This window comes from Rhodomicrobium sp. Az07 (genome assembly GCF_018619475.1).
GTDB lineage: Bacteria > Pseudomonadota > Alphaproteobacteria > Rhizobiales > Rhodomicrobiaceae > Rhodomicrobium.
On the sequence record NZ_JAHFZG010000013.1, the window covers coordinates 91,154 to 106,299 of the forward strand.

The following is a 15,146-nucleotide window of genomic DNA, read 5'->3' on the forward strand; positions in this document are numbered from 1 at the left end:
CGCCGCATGGTGTGGCGGCGCGGCTGATCTCTCCGGGCGAGTGCCCACAAATCAAGAGTTTCTCAGTGCGGCTTGCCGCTGTCCTCGCCGATGGTGAAGATGCGAAGCATGTTCGTGCTGCCCGGACGCTTGAACGGCACGCCCGCGCAGACGATGACCCGGTCGCCGTCGTCGGCATAGCCGCAAGCGCGCGCGACCTCTTCCGCGCCGCGCACCATCTCGCCCGTATTTGCAGGGTCGGACGTCTGCACGCAATGCAACCCCCAGACGAGGTTGAGCCGTCGCGCTGTCTCGATCACGGGCGTCAGGACAACGATGGGCTGAGACGGCCGCTGCCGCGCGACGCGAAGGCCGGTCTTGCCGGTGGCCGTGTAACAGAAAATCGCTTTCAGCTTCAGCGTTTCGGCGATGGAGGCGGCGGCGGCGCTGATCGCGTCGGCGGCGGTCTTTTCGGATGGCGTGCCGCGAAAATGCAGGATGCTCTCGTAATTCACGTCCTTCTCCACCTCGCGCGCGACGCGGTCCATGGTGGCGACCGCCTCGACCGGATAAGCGCCGGTCGCGGATTCGGCGGACAGCATCACGGCGTCCGCGCCCTCGAAGACGGCGGTCGCGACGTCGGACACCTCGGCGCGCGTCGGCACGGGCGAGGATGTCATGCTTTCGAGCATCTGCGTCGCCACGACGACCGGCTTGCCGAGGTCGCGGCCGGCGCGCAGAAGCTGCTTTTGAAGGCCCGGCACCTGCTCAAGCGGCATCTCGACGCCCAGATCGCCGCGAGCGACCATCACGCCGTCGCTCTCGCGCAGGATATCGTCAATCTCGGCGATAGCGGAGCGGCGCTCGATCTTGGCCATGATGGCGGCGCGATCGCCGACGATGGCGCGCACGTCGCGCACGTCATGGACGCGCTGCACGAAGGAAATGGCGATCCAGTCGACGCCCGCCTCGATGGCGGCTTCGCAGTCCAGTCGGTCCTTCGGTGTCATCGATGCGAGCGGCAGGATGGCGTCAGGGAGGTTGACGCCCTTGCGGCTCGACAGCACGCCGGCTGTGATCGCTTCCGCGAGGATGCGGCCGGGGCGCGCTTCGAGCACGCGCATGTGAAGCTTGCCGTCGTCGATCAGGAGAGTATGCCCCGGCTCGGCCGCGGCGTAGATTTCAGGGTGCAAGAGCCCCACGCGCTCTACATTGCCGGGAGTATGGTTCGCGTCGAAAACGATGGTCTGGCCGCGTTCGAGCGGGATGGTTCCTTCCGCGATGGAGCTGATGCGCAGCTTCGGCCCTTGAAGGTCCGCGAGGATGGCGATGGGGCCATATCTGCATTCGAGGTCACGCAGCGCAGCGATGTACGTGCGCATGTCGTCGTGATTCGAATGGCTCATGTTGATGCGGAAGACGTCCGCACCCGCCACGACGAGGCGTTCGAGTTGCTCGGGTGTACTCGTTGAAGGTCCGAGCGTGGCAATGATCTTGACGCGGCGTTTTCTTTTCATCGGCGGTGCGTTCCCGGCGCGGTGGCTGCTGCGGCTTGCGCGGGAGCATCGGCACCGGGCGGCGCGCCGCCCGTAGCCATCGGCGTTGCTGGCGCCGTCTCGGGCTGATCGGTGAGTTTCACCGTCCAGTCCGTCTGCTCCTGCGTATCGACTTCGAAGAACCCGCTTTTCTTGAAGCCTCGCCCATCGCAATTATCGATGCCCTTGATGGTGAATTCAACGTCGTTGGTGCACATGGCGATGGCACCGCCCCACTCGCCGCCCTTGTCGTAATCGAACGCGTAGACGTAATAGAAGCGCGCGCGGAGTTTGTCCTGGATGAGAAGGGCGCAGGACTGGCTGTCGACGTTCCACCAGCCTTCGCTGACCCAGCCGTCCTTGTCCTTGTAGCCGATGGCGACGCCAATGCGGCTTGCCGTACTGTTGCAAAGCTTGAGTTCAGCATTCGCCGGAGCGGGCAGGGCGAGCCCGATGCAGAAAGCGCCCGCCAAAGCCATCGTCCGCGCCAGCCGTGGCGATATGGGAAGCCGTTGCAAGATCATCCGTGTGTTCCAGGAATCACGTGAGTCGCTGGCCCACACTAATCTCTGATTGAGCTGTCGACAACAATAGCCCTGAAGTCATTCACATTTGTTCCCGTGGGGCCACATACGACGAGATCGTTCGTGAGCCGAAAAAAGCCGGTGGCGTCGTTATTGGCGAGAAATGTGGCTGGAAGGAGATTGAGCGCCGCCGCGCGCCGGGCCGTGCCGGGATCGACGATCGCCCCCGCCGGGTCGTTCGCGCAGTCGCCGGTTCCGCCGTCGATGCCGTCCGTGTCGCCCGCGAATGCGGCAATGCCGGGTTCGCCGTCGAGGGCTGCGGCAAGCGCGAGCGCGTATTCCTGGTTCGGTCCGCCCTTGCCGTTGCCGCGCACGGTTACGGTGAGTTCGCCGCCCGAGAGGATCACGGCGCGCCGTCCGTCCGCCAGGCAGCGCCGGGCGAGGCGGGCGTGCATCTCGGCCACGTCGCGGGCTTCGCCTTCGAGCGAATCGCCCAGCATGATGACCTCATAGCCGAAGCCGCGCGCCAGTTCGCCCGCCGCGTGCAGCGAATCGCGGCCGGTGGCGACGAGTTCATAACGCGCGTTGGCGAAGATCGCGTGTCCCGGCTTCGGGGTTTCGTTCGCTGGATCGTTCAGCGCCTCGATCACCGAACGGGGCGGGTCGATGCCGTATTTCGCAAGGATGCGCCGCGCGTCGGCCAGCGTCGTGGTGTCCGGGCAGGTGAGCCCGGAAGCGATTGTCGCCGGTTCGTCGCCCGGCACGTCGGAGATCGCAAGCGTGACGAGAATGGCCGAAGGCGAGGCGCATGCGGCGAGGCGACCGCCCTTGATCCGGGAGATGTGCTTTCGGACGCAATTGATTTCGTGGATACGCGCGCCGCATTTGAGAAGCGTGCGGGTCAGATCCTGTTTCTCGGCGAGCGCGATCCGGCCTGCGGGCGCGACAAGGAGCGCGGACGCTCCGCCCGAGATCAGGGTGAGGATGAGGTCGCCCGCCTTGGCGGAATGCGCGGCCTTGATCGCCTCGGCGGCGGCGATGACGCTGCTTTCGTCCGGGATCGGGTGCGCCGCCTCGATGAGTTTCAGTTTGCTCAGAGGCTCCGACTTTTCGCCGTGCCGGGTGATGGCTACACCGGTCAGGGTGTGAGACGAGCAGATGCGCGAGAAATGGTCTTCGGCGGTCCGCGCCATGCTCGCCGCGGCCTTGCCGCAGGCGATGATGACGATCTGGCCGTTCTTCGGGCATTCCGGAAAATGGCGCGGCAGACAACGCCCCGGCTGCGCCACGGCGACGGCCGTCTCGAAGAGCGTGTAAAGGAAGCGTCTCGCGTTGTATGACACGTCGCAACATGGGTGTTGATGGTCGACCACCGCACGTTACTGCTTCGACTGCGCCGGTCCAATTGGCTTTAAGTCTGTCGCCCAAAGTAGCGGGGTGCCATGCATTTACTGCATGGCTAGTTTCGCCGTGCGGATGCGCCTTTGCGCCTCGCTTGCGCTTCAGCTTTTCAGAAGTCGAGGCCGATATCGAGCGCCCTCACCGAATGCGTGAGCGCGCCGACCGAGATCATGTCCACGCCCGTTTCCGCGATGGCGCGCACCGTCACGAGCCGCACGCCGCCCGACGCCTCGCAAAGGATGCCGGGCTTCGCTGCCTTCGCGCGCGCGACGGCGTTCTTGAGTTCCGGCACGGCCATGTTGTCGAGAAGCACAGCGTCGACATCGTGCTGAAGGGCCTCTTCGAGCTGCGTCAGCGTATCGACCTCGACCTCGATCTTCACCATGTGACCGTTTGCGGCCCGCGCCCGCTCGATCGCCGCCGAAACGCCGCCCGCCGCCGCGATGTGGTTGTCCTTGATCAGCACGGCGTCGAACAGGCCGAAGCGGTGATTGTATCCGCCGCCCGCGCGCACGGCGTATTTCTCGAAGGCGCGAAGGCCGGGCGTGGTCTTCCGCGTGCAGACGATGCGCGCATGCGCGCCGTGGACGGCCTCCACGAAATGGCGCGTGGCGGTTGCGATGCCGGAGAGATGCTGCACGAGGTTCAGCGCCACGCGCTCGGCCGAGAGTATGGCGCGCGTGCTGCCCGACAGGCGCGCGATGACGCTTCCGCCATGGGCGGTTTCGCCGTCGCGAAGCTCCGCCTTGAAGGATATGCCGGGATCGAGCGCGCGAAACGCGGCTTCGGCGAGCGGCAGCCCCGCGACGCAGCCGTCTTCGCGAAACGCAAGCACCGCCTCCGAGACATGGTCCGGCGCGATAATGGCGTTGGTCGTGATGTCGCCCGCGATGCCGAGATCTTCCGCCAGCGCGTCCTCGATGAGAGCGGCGACGAGATGGTGGGGAAATTGAAGGTTCGAGGGGGCGTGTCCCGTCATGTGTTTGCCAAGCTCGCATCGTCGGAAATGAACCCGGAGATTAACAAGGAATGCCGGGGGCGCAAACGTCTCTTGGGAAAAGCAAGCGCTTTCCGACGGCTCAGGCGACCTGTACGACGGGCGCGAGCTTGGCAAGTTTGTCGATCCAGCGCTGAATCCGCGCCTTGTTCACGCCGAGATCGCCACGGCCGACCAGCGAGCGGCTGTAGATCGCGATCGTGGAGCGGCCGTCCTCGACATCGACAAAACGCACTTCGATGGTATCGGGGAACCGCCAGAGGGCTGACCGCTGCACGTAGCGCGCGCTGAGTTTGCCTTCGTCGGCATCGACGAGTTCGAGGTTCGGCTCGGAAGCGACGGCCTTGCCGAACGCCTTTCTCAATTCGTGTGCGCTCACCGCGAAGACGGGCGGCTTGATGTCACTGCGCGCCTGACAGGTATCCGGCGGGCAGGCGAGCGAGTCGTTCGGCGTCTCGCGGCGGTTTAGCGTTTCGAAGTCGACCGGCCCCTGATCGGCCGGACCGGCCATCGACCAGAGCCTCTCGGGACCGGCGATGAAGAGTGCGGCGAAGATTGCAATGGGGATGGCGGACAAAGCGACGGCGACGACGGTTCGTGCTCTCATTATATATCTCCGATGACAGCGACACGAGAGAAGGTAGACGGCCCGTTCGCGAAGGCAAGCGCTTGGCGCGGCGTTCGTTTCGGCAGCAAAAGAAAAAGGAGCCTTGAGAGGCTCCCGGGCGGGCGGATGGTGAGAGCCGTCGCCTTTATCGTCAGCGAACGAGGCGCCCGATGCGTGTCACGCCGAACGCAAGCGCGCCAAGCGCACCGAGAAGCAGCAACACGCCGACCGGCATGGAGGCCTCGGAGGGCTTCGCTGTTTCGGATATCGCCAGCGGTGTCGCCTGCGCGGGCGCGTCGCGTTCAGCTTTCGTGGCATCGAGCGGCGCGGGAGACGATGGGCGCGCCGACGCGGCCGTCGGTCCGGAGAGCAGGTCCGAAACGAGTTCCTGCGTGCCGATCAGGGCGATTTCGGCCGATTTCTTCAGAGCGCTTGTCTCATCGAGGCTCGCCTTGAGTGCGGCGACTTCACCGCGTGCGTCCTTCTCGGCAACCTCCGCGATGTCGCGGGCCGCTTCGGCGAATTCGCGGGCGCGCACCTCGACTGCATATTTTTCGCGGAGCGTGTTCACCTTGTCTTTCGCGTCGACGAGTTGGCTCGACATCGCAAGATTGGCCTGGAGAAGTTCCTGCTTCTCGGTCGTACTCGCGACAAAGGCGACGAACAGCCCGAAGCTCAAAGCCCCGAGCATGTAATTGAGGTAATGGCTGGGCATGGCGTTTCCTTAAGGGAAGGTTAACGGATCAAACGCGCATATCTTCTTCTTCCTTTCTCGTAGCAGAAAATGGTTAACGTAGCTTTCCTTGCTCATTCGAGGATCGGTACCAATTGAGAGATTGCCCAGTTTCGGCGTCGCAACTTTCGCGCGATGCTTGGCGAACACTCGCCTGTTGGTTCGCTCGTCGAATAGCCCCGGAACATTTGCTGGATTTCCGCGCAAGAAAAAATCTTTAACGGAGGGCAAAATCGTTTGCCTCTTGCGTTCCGTGGCGTTAGCGATCAAGGTTGCGCCCGCGCAACAGATGCAAAAGATTGCGAACTCGTTTCCAGCGGAAAACACACAATGACTGTCAGGGTAGCTATCAACGGCTTCGGCCGTATTGGTCGAAACGTTCTCAGGGCCATCTCCGAATACAATCGTCAGGATATTCAGATCGTCGCGATCAACGATCTGACCGACGTCAAGACGAATGCGCATCTGCTCAAATACGATTCCGTTCACGGCAGGTTCCCCGGCGAGGTTAACGTTACCGGCGACGGCATCGACGTCGGCTATGGCCCGATCAAGGTTCTCGCCGAGCGCGATCCTTCGAAGCTTGCCTGGGGCGACCTCGGCGTCGACCTCGTGATGGAATGCACGGGCGTATTCTCCGACCGCGACAAGGCAGCGATCCATCTGCGCTCGGGCGCGAAGAAAGTGCTCGTCTCGGCGCCGTCCAAGGGCGCGGACCTCACCGTCGTCTATGGCGTCAATCACAAGCAGCTCGAGCCCTCGCACGAGATCGTCTCGAACGCGTCCTGCACTACGAACTGTCTTGCCCCGGTGGCGAAGGTCATCAACGACCTGTGCGGCCTGAACCAGGGCTACATGACGACGATCCACTCCTACACGAACGACCAGCGCATCCTCGACCTGCCCCACAAGGATCTGCGCCGCGCCCGCGCCGCCGCTCTCTCCATGATCCCGACCACGACCGGCGCGGCGAAGGCCATCGGCCTCGTCCTGCCTGAACTCGCGGGCAAGCTCGACGGCACCTCGTTGCGCGTGCCGACGCCGAATGTGTCTTGCGTCGATCTGGTGTTCATCCCTGGCCGCGAAACGAGCATCGAAGAAATCAACCATGCGATGGAGCGCGCCTCGCAGGAAGAGTTGAAGGGTGTGCTCGGCGTGACGAACGAGGAACTCGTTTCCACCGATTTCAACCACAACCCGAACTCGTCGACCTTCGATCTCACGCAGACGCAGGTCGTGAACAACAAGCTCGTGCGCGTGCTGTCGTGGTACGACAACGAGTGGGGCTTCTCGAACCGCATGGTCGACACGGCCGTTGCCATGGGCAAGCTGCTCTAAGGGAAGCGATCACACCATGAACGAAAAGCCCTGCGGGCTGATCGTTGCCATCCCGCCCGCTCTTGAAACGGAGTGGGCGGCGCGCCTTCCGGAACTCGTGGCAAGCTTTCGCCCCGCCGCGCTGATCGTCCATGCGTCGCGCGAGAACGCAACCCTTGTGAAGGCGGCGGCTCCGCTCGAACTCGCCGTGCTCGTCGCGGGCGAAACCCGCGAAGCCGCGCGCGCCGGAGCGAACGGCGTCTGGTTCCCGTCATCGGCCGACGCGGACTTCGCTGGCGCGAGGAAAGCGCTCGGTGCCGACGCGATTTTTGGCGCGGGTTGCGGCGTGAGCCGTCATGCGGCCATGGAAGCGGCCGAGGCCGGCGTCGATTTCCTCGCCTTCGACGCTATCGCCGATTTCGATGCAGCCGCCGATGTCGCGGCATGGTGGGACGAGGTGGCGGAAGTGCCGGTCGCGCTGATCGTCGGCGCGACGATACCGGATCGCGCCCGTGTCCTCGATGCACGGCCGGACTTTCTTCTTGTCGAAGAAGCGCTCACGGCGGGCGAGAGCCTTATTTTCGCAACAGAGTTCGGCTTGCAAAGCCAGACCTAGTGCCGTGAAAGGCGTGACCGCCTGCCGGACGGTTTGACGGGCAATCCATCGCACCGGCGATGTCTTCGGAGTTTTTCTTCCGTGAAACGAACGCGAATTCTTGCCTTCGCCCTGACTGCCGCCCTTATCGGCGCGCATGCGCCGGTCTGCGACGCCTCACCGCCCAAGGGTGGCTGGTCCACGAGCGAAGCGCCTTCGGATACGGGCGATCCAGCCTACGCAGCTTTCGAAGCCGGGAATTATCAGGAGGCTTATCGGCTCGCGAACGAGGCAGCTCAACGCGGCGAGCCTCAGGCGAATACGCTCATCGGCGAGCTTTACGAGCAGGGCCACGGCGTCAAACAGGATCTGAAGAAGGCGGCCGAATGGTTCACCAGGGGCGCGGTCGCGGGCGACATGCACGGGCAGTTTCGCCTTGGCGTGATGCTGGCGGAGGGGCGCGGTCTCAAGAAGGATCGCCGCAAGGCGGCCGATTTCTTCGAGGCGGCCGCGCAGCAGGGTCATACGCTCGCGGCCTATAACCTCGCCCAGATCTATGTCGAGGGCTTCGCGCGGCCGCAGGACATGGGCCGGGCCGCCTATTGGCTCGGCATCGCGGCGGAGAAGGACCACGCTCCGGCGATCTACGACCTTGCAACGCTGCTTCGCCACGGCGACGGCGTCCCGAAGGACGAACCGCGCGCGGCTCAGTTGCTGGCCAAGGCGGCGGATATGGGCCACGTCGAAGCGCAGGTCGAATACGCGATCATGCTCGGCAACGGCAAGGGCGTGCCGAAAGACGAGGCGGGCGCGGTGAAATTGCTTCGCGTGGCGGCAGAGCGGGGCAACCCGATCGCGCAGAATCGCCTCGCGCGCGCCTATTCGGCAGGCTTCGGCGTAGAGAAGGACCGAATCGCCGCGTCTAAGTGGCATTTGCTGGCGCGGGCCGCAGGGCAGAGCGATTTCAGGATGGACCTGTTCGTGATGTCGTTGAAGCCTGACGAGCGCAAGAAGGCGGAAGCCGAAGCGCAAGCCTGGCGCGATGAGGCCGCCGCCGTCGTACGCTGACAACCACTCCCCTTGAACGAGAGCGCCGGACCAGGTGTCCGGCGCTCCGAAGGCTGACGGCGGAATCGGTGAGGCCCGTCAATCGACGAGCGGCCCCGGCAGCGGCATGACCTCTCTGCCAAAAGCCGTATTCACCACAATCGCGCCGCTGAGATAAATTCCAACGGCTCCAGCGCCGAGCAAGGCCCAGGCGGGGATGAACGCGTTGGACTTTTCGATAAGGCCGAGATCCATCAACGTCACGAAAGGCAAGGCCACGTCGAGCAGCACGACAATGGCAAAAAGAAGCGCGCTGTTCTTGAGGAAGGCTGGCGTCCAGAGCCAGAGGACCAGCGTCAGCACGGCCCATGCCCACCCGTCGATGCGCGCATCGAACGGCACCTGCCGCACAATCATGTCGTACTTCATCAGCATCTCGACGCCGCCGACGAACATGAAGAAAGCCGCGAAGAACAGAAACGTGTTCCCGCCCGTCGAGTTATTCGACTTGTAGTCCAGGATCGCAACGGTGAACTGGATGATGAAACCACCCAACAGCCAGAGACCCAGCAGCGGCATGGCTTCCTTGGTGACATTGCCGCTCAACAACGCAAAAAAGCAGAAGCAGGCGACCGCCAGGCCCACCAAACCCGCCGGCGTCGGATTTGCCCACGGCGATGGGGTGAGCTGAACGGTCTTAGAATTCGGATCTACTCGCTGGTCCATGGAGTTCCTCTATCGAATGTCGACATGACTTGATTGCGGTTAGCCCGCCACTGAGGCATGCCTCCTCGATACGTACCCATCCCATTCACGATCGAAGGATTGCCGATTCTGTCGTCGTCGTTTCGCGAGAAGCCCATCGAGACCGCGCGAGATGTCCATCGTTTCGAGAATTCCAATCTGGCGGACTAATACCGGGGAAGAGGATCGCGCCACTAAACTAAAGTCTTCCATCATGAGAATTGCGCTCGGAGCGAATGACCTCGACTGCGGAAAGCCCTGAAACACAGCGGGGTTTGGCGTGCCGGCGTGGCGAAACGACGCCCGGAAATGCAAAGGCAGCCCAGCGGACCGGACCGCCTCAGCGAGAACGTCAAGCCATCGCGAAAACGCCGCCTTTTTTGTCAAGCGGGGTAGCCAAGCGTCAAAAGGGCATGTATAGCTGACGCCGATTAACTCACGATAGGCTTCGCTTCTTCGGGCTATGCGACCGAAGGACGGGGCTTGTTGCATTCTATCCGGAGAACGACGATGGCAGTCCCCAAGAGAAAAGTCTCGCCCATGAAGCGCGGTTTCCGCCGCTCGGCCGACGCGCTTGCCGCCCCGACTTATGTCGAGGACAAGGAGTCGGGTGAACTGCGCCGTCCGCACCACATCGACCTCAAGTCGGGCAAGTATCGCGGCCGCCAGATTCTGGAACCGCGCGAGGACATCTAGTCGTCCGATTCCGACATTTGCTTGCCTACGCCGCATCCTCGCGAGCAGCGTCGGAATCCAAACTGCATCTGGCAACTCGCTGAGTCCGGTGGAGCTTTTTAATTTGGCAATTGAGCGAAAACTCGCGGCGAACGGGCCTCAAAATGTCGAATTCGCATTGGTAGCCGGTCCGGTGGAAAGCGTCGCATAGGCTCATCGCCTCGTCCGGATCTGTGCTCTTGCCTCAGGCGCTGCGATCAAACGCGGCGCTATCGGCGTTTTTGCGCCCGCGTCGGTATGCGCCACAAGCGCGCGCCGAGGGCATAGCGTATTGAAGCCCGATCTGGTATTTCATTGGTTGCGATGACGCCCGAGGATCTTCTCATACGGGAAAGCACAGCACAGGACGGCCGCGCTGCCGCCGCGCCCGTAGACGAAACGGCTGCCGTCGAAATCGGGCTGAATGCCGCCATCGTGTCGATGGTTTCCGGCGAACCCCAAATTCTCGCGGTCTCGACCGGCAACGGCGGCGATGGCGAATCGCCCCCGGCTTTGCCTTTCGGCCTCTTCACGCCGCTGAAACACCGCACGCTCGAAATCGGCCTGCGCGACTGGGTGAAGGACCAGACCGGCGTCGACCTCGGCTATGTCGAGCAGCTCTACACTTTCGGTGACCGCGGACGCCACGCCCGCCTCGGTGACGAGGGCATGCATGTGGTATCCATCGGCTATCTCGCGCTGACCCGCAACGAGGAGGCACGCGCAGGCGGCGATGCGCGCTGGAACGCATGGTATCGCCATCTCCCCTGGGAGGATTGGCGCAACGGCAAGCCGCAGATCCTGACGCAGGAGATCGAGCCGAGGCTGGAGGAGTGGGCCCATCGCCGCGAAAGCGCGGGCACGCCGAGGCGCCCGCTCGCGCGCGGGGATCGCTTTCGCATGTGTTTCGGCCAGTCCGTGCCGTGGGACGACGAGAAGGTTCTGGATCGCTACGAACTCCTTTACGAAGCCGGGCTGATCGCGGAGGCGTCTCGAGACGGCCGCGAGGCGGCGCGGACATGGACGGACCTGCCGCAACTCGGTCGTCCGATGATGTTCGATCACCGTCGCATCCTCGCGACCGCCATGAGCCGGCTTCGCGGTAAACTCAAATATCGGCCCGTGATATTCGAGTTGATGTCGGAGACGTTTACCTTGCTTGATCTTCAACGGGTTGTCGAAGCCATCCTCGGTAGCTATCTGCACAAGCAGAACTTCCGCCGTCTTGTCGAGAACGCGGGCCTCGTCGAACTGACGGGCCAGCAGGCGTCGAGAACCGGCGGCCGCCCCGCCCGGCTCTACCGCTTCCGGAAAAGCGTGCTGCTGGAGCGTCCTGCACCTGGTTTCAGAGTTCGCGTGCAGAACATAGCGAGAACAAACGCGAGCGGTTGACCGTGTCCTCGTTAACACTACCCAGAGGAAAGAGCAGAAATCCCCAGAAAGAGAGCGATTAAGCTCTTTGAATGCTTCCTAAAATCGGCGCATTTTGATAATATTTCCCTGTCGGTAGAGAAGACTCATTGCGGCGATTGAGTCTGATCGGCCTCGGCAATGACCCCATTGGCAGGCGTGTATCAACCGCCCTGCAACGGATCACGATTAGGCATGGCGTCAATCGGCTCAACAGGGGGCTGAGTGGAATGTTTGTTTCGTCATGCGAAGCGCGCGAGGCTGCGGCAAGTTGATGAGAACCCTCTAACCAAGACAAAGCAAAGTGAGAGCGAGTATGCCTGATAATAATAAAGATCAATGCTTCGGTTTCAAAACCAGCGAATACGTGGTTTATCCGACGCACGGTGTAGGGCGTATCGTTGCGATAGAAGAACAGGAAATCGCCGGCTGCAAGCTCGAACTCTTCGTTATCAACTTCGAAAAAGACAAGATGACGCTTCGCGTGCCGACGTCGAAGACGCAGAGCGCCGGTATGCGCAAGCTCTCGGATGCGGCGGTGCTCGCCCGCGCCATGGAGACGCTTCGCGGACGGGCTCGCGTCAAGCGCACGATGTGGAGCCGCCGCGCGCAGGAATATGAGGCGAAGATCAATTCCGGCGACCTGATCACGATTGCCGAGGTCGTGCGCGATCTTTACCGTTCGGACGCTCAACCCGAGCAGTCCTATTCCGAACGTCAGCTTTACGAAATGGCGCTCGACCGCATGGCCCGTGAGATTTCCGCCGCCCAGGATGTCGACGAATCGATCGCCGTTCAGAAAGTCGCCGAGGCGCTGACGAAGGCCGGTCGCCTTCGCAAGCAGGATGTCGAGGAAGACGACAAGAAGGCTGCCTGACAGGCTTGCGGTTTTTCGTTGCGTCGCGTCCTCTTTCGCTCGGAGCCGCGATGCCGCGAATTTGCATGCCATTCTTTGTAAGCTGAACGTGACGCAGGCGCGTTTCCGATTAGCGCGCTAGATCAGCCTGCTTATAATCGGACTCGATTTGACGCAGAAAAGCTTATCGACAACAGATATCAACAGCTTCGTGCCGCGTCTGATTTGTGGCACGAGGCTGCGGAGCCCGTTCCGATCTGATTGAATTGCAATCAGATCGGTAAAACGGTTCTTCTTGACGTTTAGTCTAGAGGACGGATTCACCGGTCAGGTTGGGTCAACCTGATCGGATCCGGCTCTTGCGCGCCTCCCTCGTTGACGATTTCGATTTGCTCGGGCAGAGCCGCCGTAATCGACGGCCCGCGCTTGCGCTCGACCCAGCCCCGGATGCGCACGGTTTTTCCCGAAAGCGCTGCGGCGTCGCTGCTGAGACGTTTGGCCGCCGCTCCTTCGGCATAGGCTCGGAATCCGAACTTCTTGCCATCGCCAAAGCTTAACGTCAGACGCGAACCGCTTCGGGCAGCGCTTTTCACCTCGCCCTGCACGATCTGATAGGTCTGCATGAGGTTAGCGATGAGACGCGGGGCGGATGCCGGCAGGATCTTGAAAATGGCAGTGCCCCAGTTTCCGCGCCTTTCGCCACTGGCCGTTGCCTCGGAGGCCCGAAGCGCGGCGAAGCAGGCCTTGTTGTCCGCTTGCGGCGCGGCAAGCGCGAGCCCGGCGGATACAAGCCCTTGTTGCAGCCACAGCGGCGGATCGCCCGCGACGAAAAGATGTGCGGTGGTCACGCCATAGCGATCGCGCTCCGCGCCGCCAAGTTTCACCTCGACCTTCTTTCCGAGCGCGGCCTTCAGGAACGAAGCCGCGTCCTGCCCGGCGTCGCCGCCTTGTTGCGGCAGGGGAGGGATCGCGATGATTTCCGCGAGGCGAACCGTGCGCCCGTCCGCAAGGCGCAGCGTCTGCGGCCCGGTGACGGCGGCAACGGCGCTTTCGCCCGCGCTTCGGAGCGTGCAGGTGGGAGTGGCGACGCCAGCCTGCTGCGCTCGCGAAGGCGTCACAGCGATCTGCGCGACCAGGAGGCCCATTGTGACAGCGGCCAAGCGGGCCTGATTCGATGACGGAAGTCGCGGGGCGTATGCGATAGACAGACGTTTACCACGCAATCGCTCGCGGCGTTCACGTCCGAAAGGAGGAGAATCGCCGATGGCTGTTTGCGCGCGGGAAGATGAAAAAATCATGCTCTTTCGTAGTGCCGCGCAGCGCCGCGCTCAAGCCTTTCCCGGAAGGCTCTCGCATCGCCGTCGCCGTGCCCTCCCCCGGCTCGCGCCCGCGATGATGACGCGGCTTACACGCGCGGCGTCCGCGCTTTCGTCTTCAGATAAGCGTCGTAAAGCACGAAAAGCGCCAGGATCTGGACGAGGATCGTTGTAATCACGCCGCGAATGAAACTGAGCGTGAAGTCCTGCGTGAAGAGAATGTAAGTCTTGAGCGCAAGCGCAAACGCCTGATAGCCAAGCAGAAACAGGAGCGGCGCGCGTCCCGGCCGTTGGAACAGCCAGACAAGGCCGACGACAAGGGCGGTAAGGTCGGGCGCGACCTGCGGCACGGCGTCCGGTCCAAAGGCAACGACAGACATCAGGAGCGAGATCACCTGAGCCGCCGGAACACCAGCTGCCAGCGCCAGGAAACGACGATCCCGCGGGAGCAGGTGCCGCATGGCGAGGACGCTCGCAGCAAGAAGCGCGACGGCAACACCGTAGCTGATCACGAGCATGCGCGCGAAGTCTTCTGATACAGTCGCGACCGCATAGGCGCCTACGGAGGCAAGCACAATGATAATCCCGCCGCCGATGACAAGCAGCGGTGTTTGTTGCACGCGAGCGTCTTCCTTCAGCATGGTTCCTTCCCTCCGCCCTATAGTTTTACCTTGACTATAACACGAAGTGGAAAGAGCCGTGACCAAGCTTTCAGGCCAGCAAAATCAGATACTTGCGGGCGCATTGTGGTTTTGCCCCACATAAAACCCCTCAAACGATAGCGCATTGGCTCTTGTTCCAGTCATCGTCCGGCATAGGCCTATCGGCGTTCTTGCGGCGGGCCTCGGCGCTCTCGCCACGGATGGTTTCCTCGACTTTGTAAAGCGGTCGGGATGCCGGCCTCGATCAGACGCGTTGGCGCCCGAGCCTGAACCACAGCGCCTTCGCAGGCTGCGGAATCAGGGATGGGCCTCTGCATGTCCCCTGGCCTGCAGCTTTCCGAAAGCCGCGGGCGGTGCGGTAATTGAAGCGAGCGGCTCAACGCTCTTGCGCTCGCAGCCGACGAGCAGGCCATCGCGCGACGACCCGATCCGGTCGCGACGGCCGATAACCTCAATCAAAACCCCGGCTGCAAGACGCGATTCACTTTCCTCCAAAGCCCAAGCGATCCATATCCGCCATTCTGTCCCGGCGCGTTGATCGCCTTCATGGATCTGTTCGCAGCCCTCGTGCAGCCTCAAAAAATTCTGACGCAGCAGGACTAGGAAGTGTGGACATTTATCGGATCCACAAGATGGTTGCTGCGAGAGCGATCATGGAGCGGTAGTTTCGGGCGGTTTTTTCATATCTCGTAGCGATGCGTCGAAACTG

Annotated in this window: 15 protein-coding genes and 1 pseudogene; 6 read left to right on the top strand and 10 right to left on the bottom strand. The window is 62.5% G+C overall.

What is annotated here, in order from left to right; genetic code table 11:
* Nucleotides 1-62: 62 nt before the first annotated feature.
* The 6 genes from pyk to KKP04_RS11005 all read right to left on the bottom strand — a co-directional run bounded on the left by pyk (nucleotide 63) and on the right by KKP04_RS11005 (nucleotide 5,758).
* Nucleotides 63-1,496 carry a pyruvate kinase gene (pyk, locus tag KKP04_RS10980; protein ID WP_215030883.1) on the bottom strand — a complete coding sequence of 478 codons (1,434 nt, stop codon included), beginning with the start codon at nucleotides 1,494-1,496 and terminating at the stop codon, nucleotides 63-65.
* A complete protein-coding gene (locus KKP04_RS10985; RefSeq protein ID WP_215030886.1) occupies nucleotides 1,493-2,038 on the bottom strand; it encodes a DUF1036 domain-containing protein in 546 nt (181 codons plus the stop codon). Before KKP04_RS10985 ends, pyk begins: the two co-directional genes overlap by 4 nt.
* Nucleotides 2,039-2,076: 38 nt before the next feature.
* Nucleotides 2,077-3,381 (bottom strand): glycerate kinase, encoded by a 1,305-nt coding sequence (locus KKP04_RS10990; RefSeq protein WP_215030889.1) that lies wholly within the window; start codon nucleotides 3,379-3,381, stop codon nucleotides 2,077-2,079.
* A gap of 167 nt (nucleotides 3,382-3,548) precedes the next feature.
* A complete protein-coding gene (gene nadC, locus KKP04_RS10995; protein WP_215030891.1) occupies nucleotides 3,549-4,418 on the bottom strand; it encodes a carboxylating nicotinate-nucleotide diphosphorylase in 870 nt (289 codons plus the stop codon).
* A 100-nt stretch (nucleotides 4,419-4,518) separates the two neighbouring features.
* A complete protein-coding gene (locus tag KKP04_RS11000) occupies nucleotides 4,519-5,043 on the bottom strand; it encodes a DUF1499 domain-containing protein (RefSeq protein WP_215030894.1) in 525 nt (174 codons plus the stop codon).
* 151 nt (nucleotides 5,044-5,194) lie between these two features.
* A complete protein-coding gene (locus KKP04_RS11005) occupies nucleotides 5,195-5,758 on the bottom strand; it encodes a hypothetical protein (protein ID WP_215030897.1) in 564 nt (187 codons plus the stop codon).
* 348 nt (nucleotides 5,759-6,106) lie between these two features.
* Between KKP04_RS11005 and gap the strand changes: the two genes are divergently transcribed.
* The 3 genes from gap to KKP04_RS11020 all read left to right on the top strand — a co-directional run bounded on the left by gap (nucleotide 6,107) and on the right by KKP04_RS11020 (nucleotide 8,756).
* Complete coding sequence (gene gap, locus KKP04_RS11010) at nucleotides 6,107-7,114, top strand: type I glyceraldehyde-3-phosphate dehydrogenase (protein ID WP_215030900.1); 1,008 nt, start codon at nucleotides 6,107-6,109, stop codon at nucleotides 7,112-7,114.
* 16 nt (nucleotides 7,115-7,130) lie between these two features.
* Complete coding sequence (locus tag KKP04_RS11015) at nucleotides 7,131-7,709, top strand: thiamine phosphate synthase (protein WP_215030903.1); 579 nt, start codon at nucleotides 7,131-7,133, stop codon at nucleotides 7,707-7,709.
* An 81-nt stretch (nucleotides 7,710-7,790) separates the two neighbouring features.
* Nucleotides 7,791-8,756, top strand: a complete 966-nt coding sequence (locus KKP04_RS11020) for a tetratricopeptide repeat protein (protein WP_215030906.1) — start codon at nucleotides 7,791-7,793, stop codon at nucleotides 8,754-8,756.
* Nucleotides 8,757-8,834: 78 nt separating this feature from the next.
* Here KKP04_RS11020 and KKP04_RS11025 read toward each other — a convergent pair whose 3' ends face one another.
* Complete coding sequence (locus KKP04_RS11025) at nucleotides 8,835-9,461, bottom strand: acetate uptake transporter family protein (RefSeq protein ID WP_215030909.1); 627 nt, start codon at nucleotides 9,459-9,461, stop codon at nucleotides 8,835-8,837.
* Between the two features lie 528 nt (nucleotides 9,462-9,989).
* On the opposite strand from KKP04_RS11025, the gene rpmF reads away from it, so the two are divergent.
* From rpmF to KKP04_RS11040, 3 genes are all read left to right on the top strand, one after another.
* Nucleotides 9,990-10,175 carry a 50S ribosomal protein L32 gene (gene rpmF / locus KKP04_RS11030; protein ID WP_013418306.1) on the top strand — a complete coding sequence of 62 codons (186 nt, stop codon included), beginning with the start codon at nucleotides 9,990-9,992 and terminating at the stop codon, nucleotides 10,173-10,175.
* A 342-nt stretch (nucleotides 10,176-10,517) separates the two neighbouring features.
* A complete protein-coding gene (locus KKP04_RS11035) occupies nucleotides 10,518-11,585 on the top strand; it encodes an NAD regulator (RefSeq protein ID WP_215030912.1) in 1,068 nt (355 codons plus the stop codon).
* 334 nt (nucleotides 11,586-11,919) lie between these two features.
* Nucleotides 11,920-12,480: a CarD family transcriptional regulator gene (locus KKP04_RS11040; RefSeq protein ID WP_215030915.1), complete on the top strand. Its 561-nt coding sequence runs from the start codon at nucleotides 11,920-11,922 to the stop codon at nucleotides 12,478-12,480.
* A gap of 299 nt (nucleotides 12,481-12,779) precedes the next feature.
* Here KKP04_RS11040 and KKP04_RS11045 read toward each other — a convergent pair whose 3' ends face one another.
* The 3 genes and pseudogenes from KKP04_RS11045 to KKP04_RS11055 form a co-directional block, all read right to left on the bottom strand.
* On the bottom strand, nucleotides 12,780-13,619 hold the full coding sequence (locus KKP04_RS11045; RefSeq protein WP_215030917.1) for a thermonuclease family protein: 840 nt from the start codon (nucleotides 13,617-13,619) through the stop codon (nucleotides 12,780-12,782).
* 245 nt (nucleotides 13,620-13,864) lie between these two features.
* The gene (locus KKP04_RS11050; protein ID WP_215030919.1) at nucleotides 13,865-14,416 is read right to left on the bottom strand and encodes a hypothetical protein; all 552 of its coding nucleotides are present in this window, start codon (nucleotides 14,414-14,416) and stop codon (nucleotides 13,865-13,867) included.
* A 637-nt stretch (nucleotides 14,417-15,053) separates the two neighbouring features.
* Nucleotides 15,054-15,146: pseudogene (locus KKP04_RS11055) on the bottom strand (IS5/IS1182 family transposase); the annotation flags it as partial.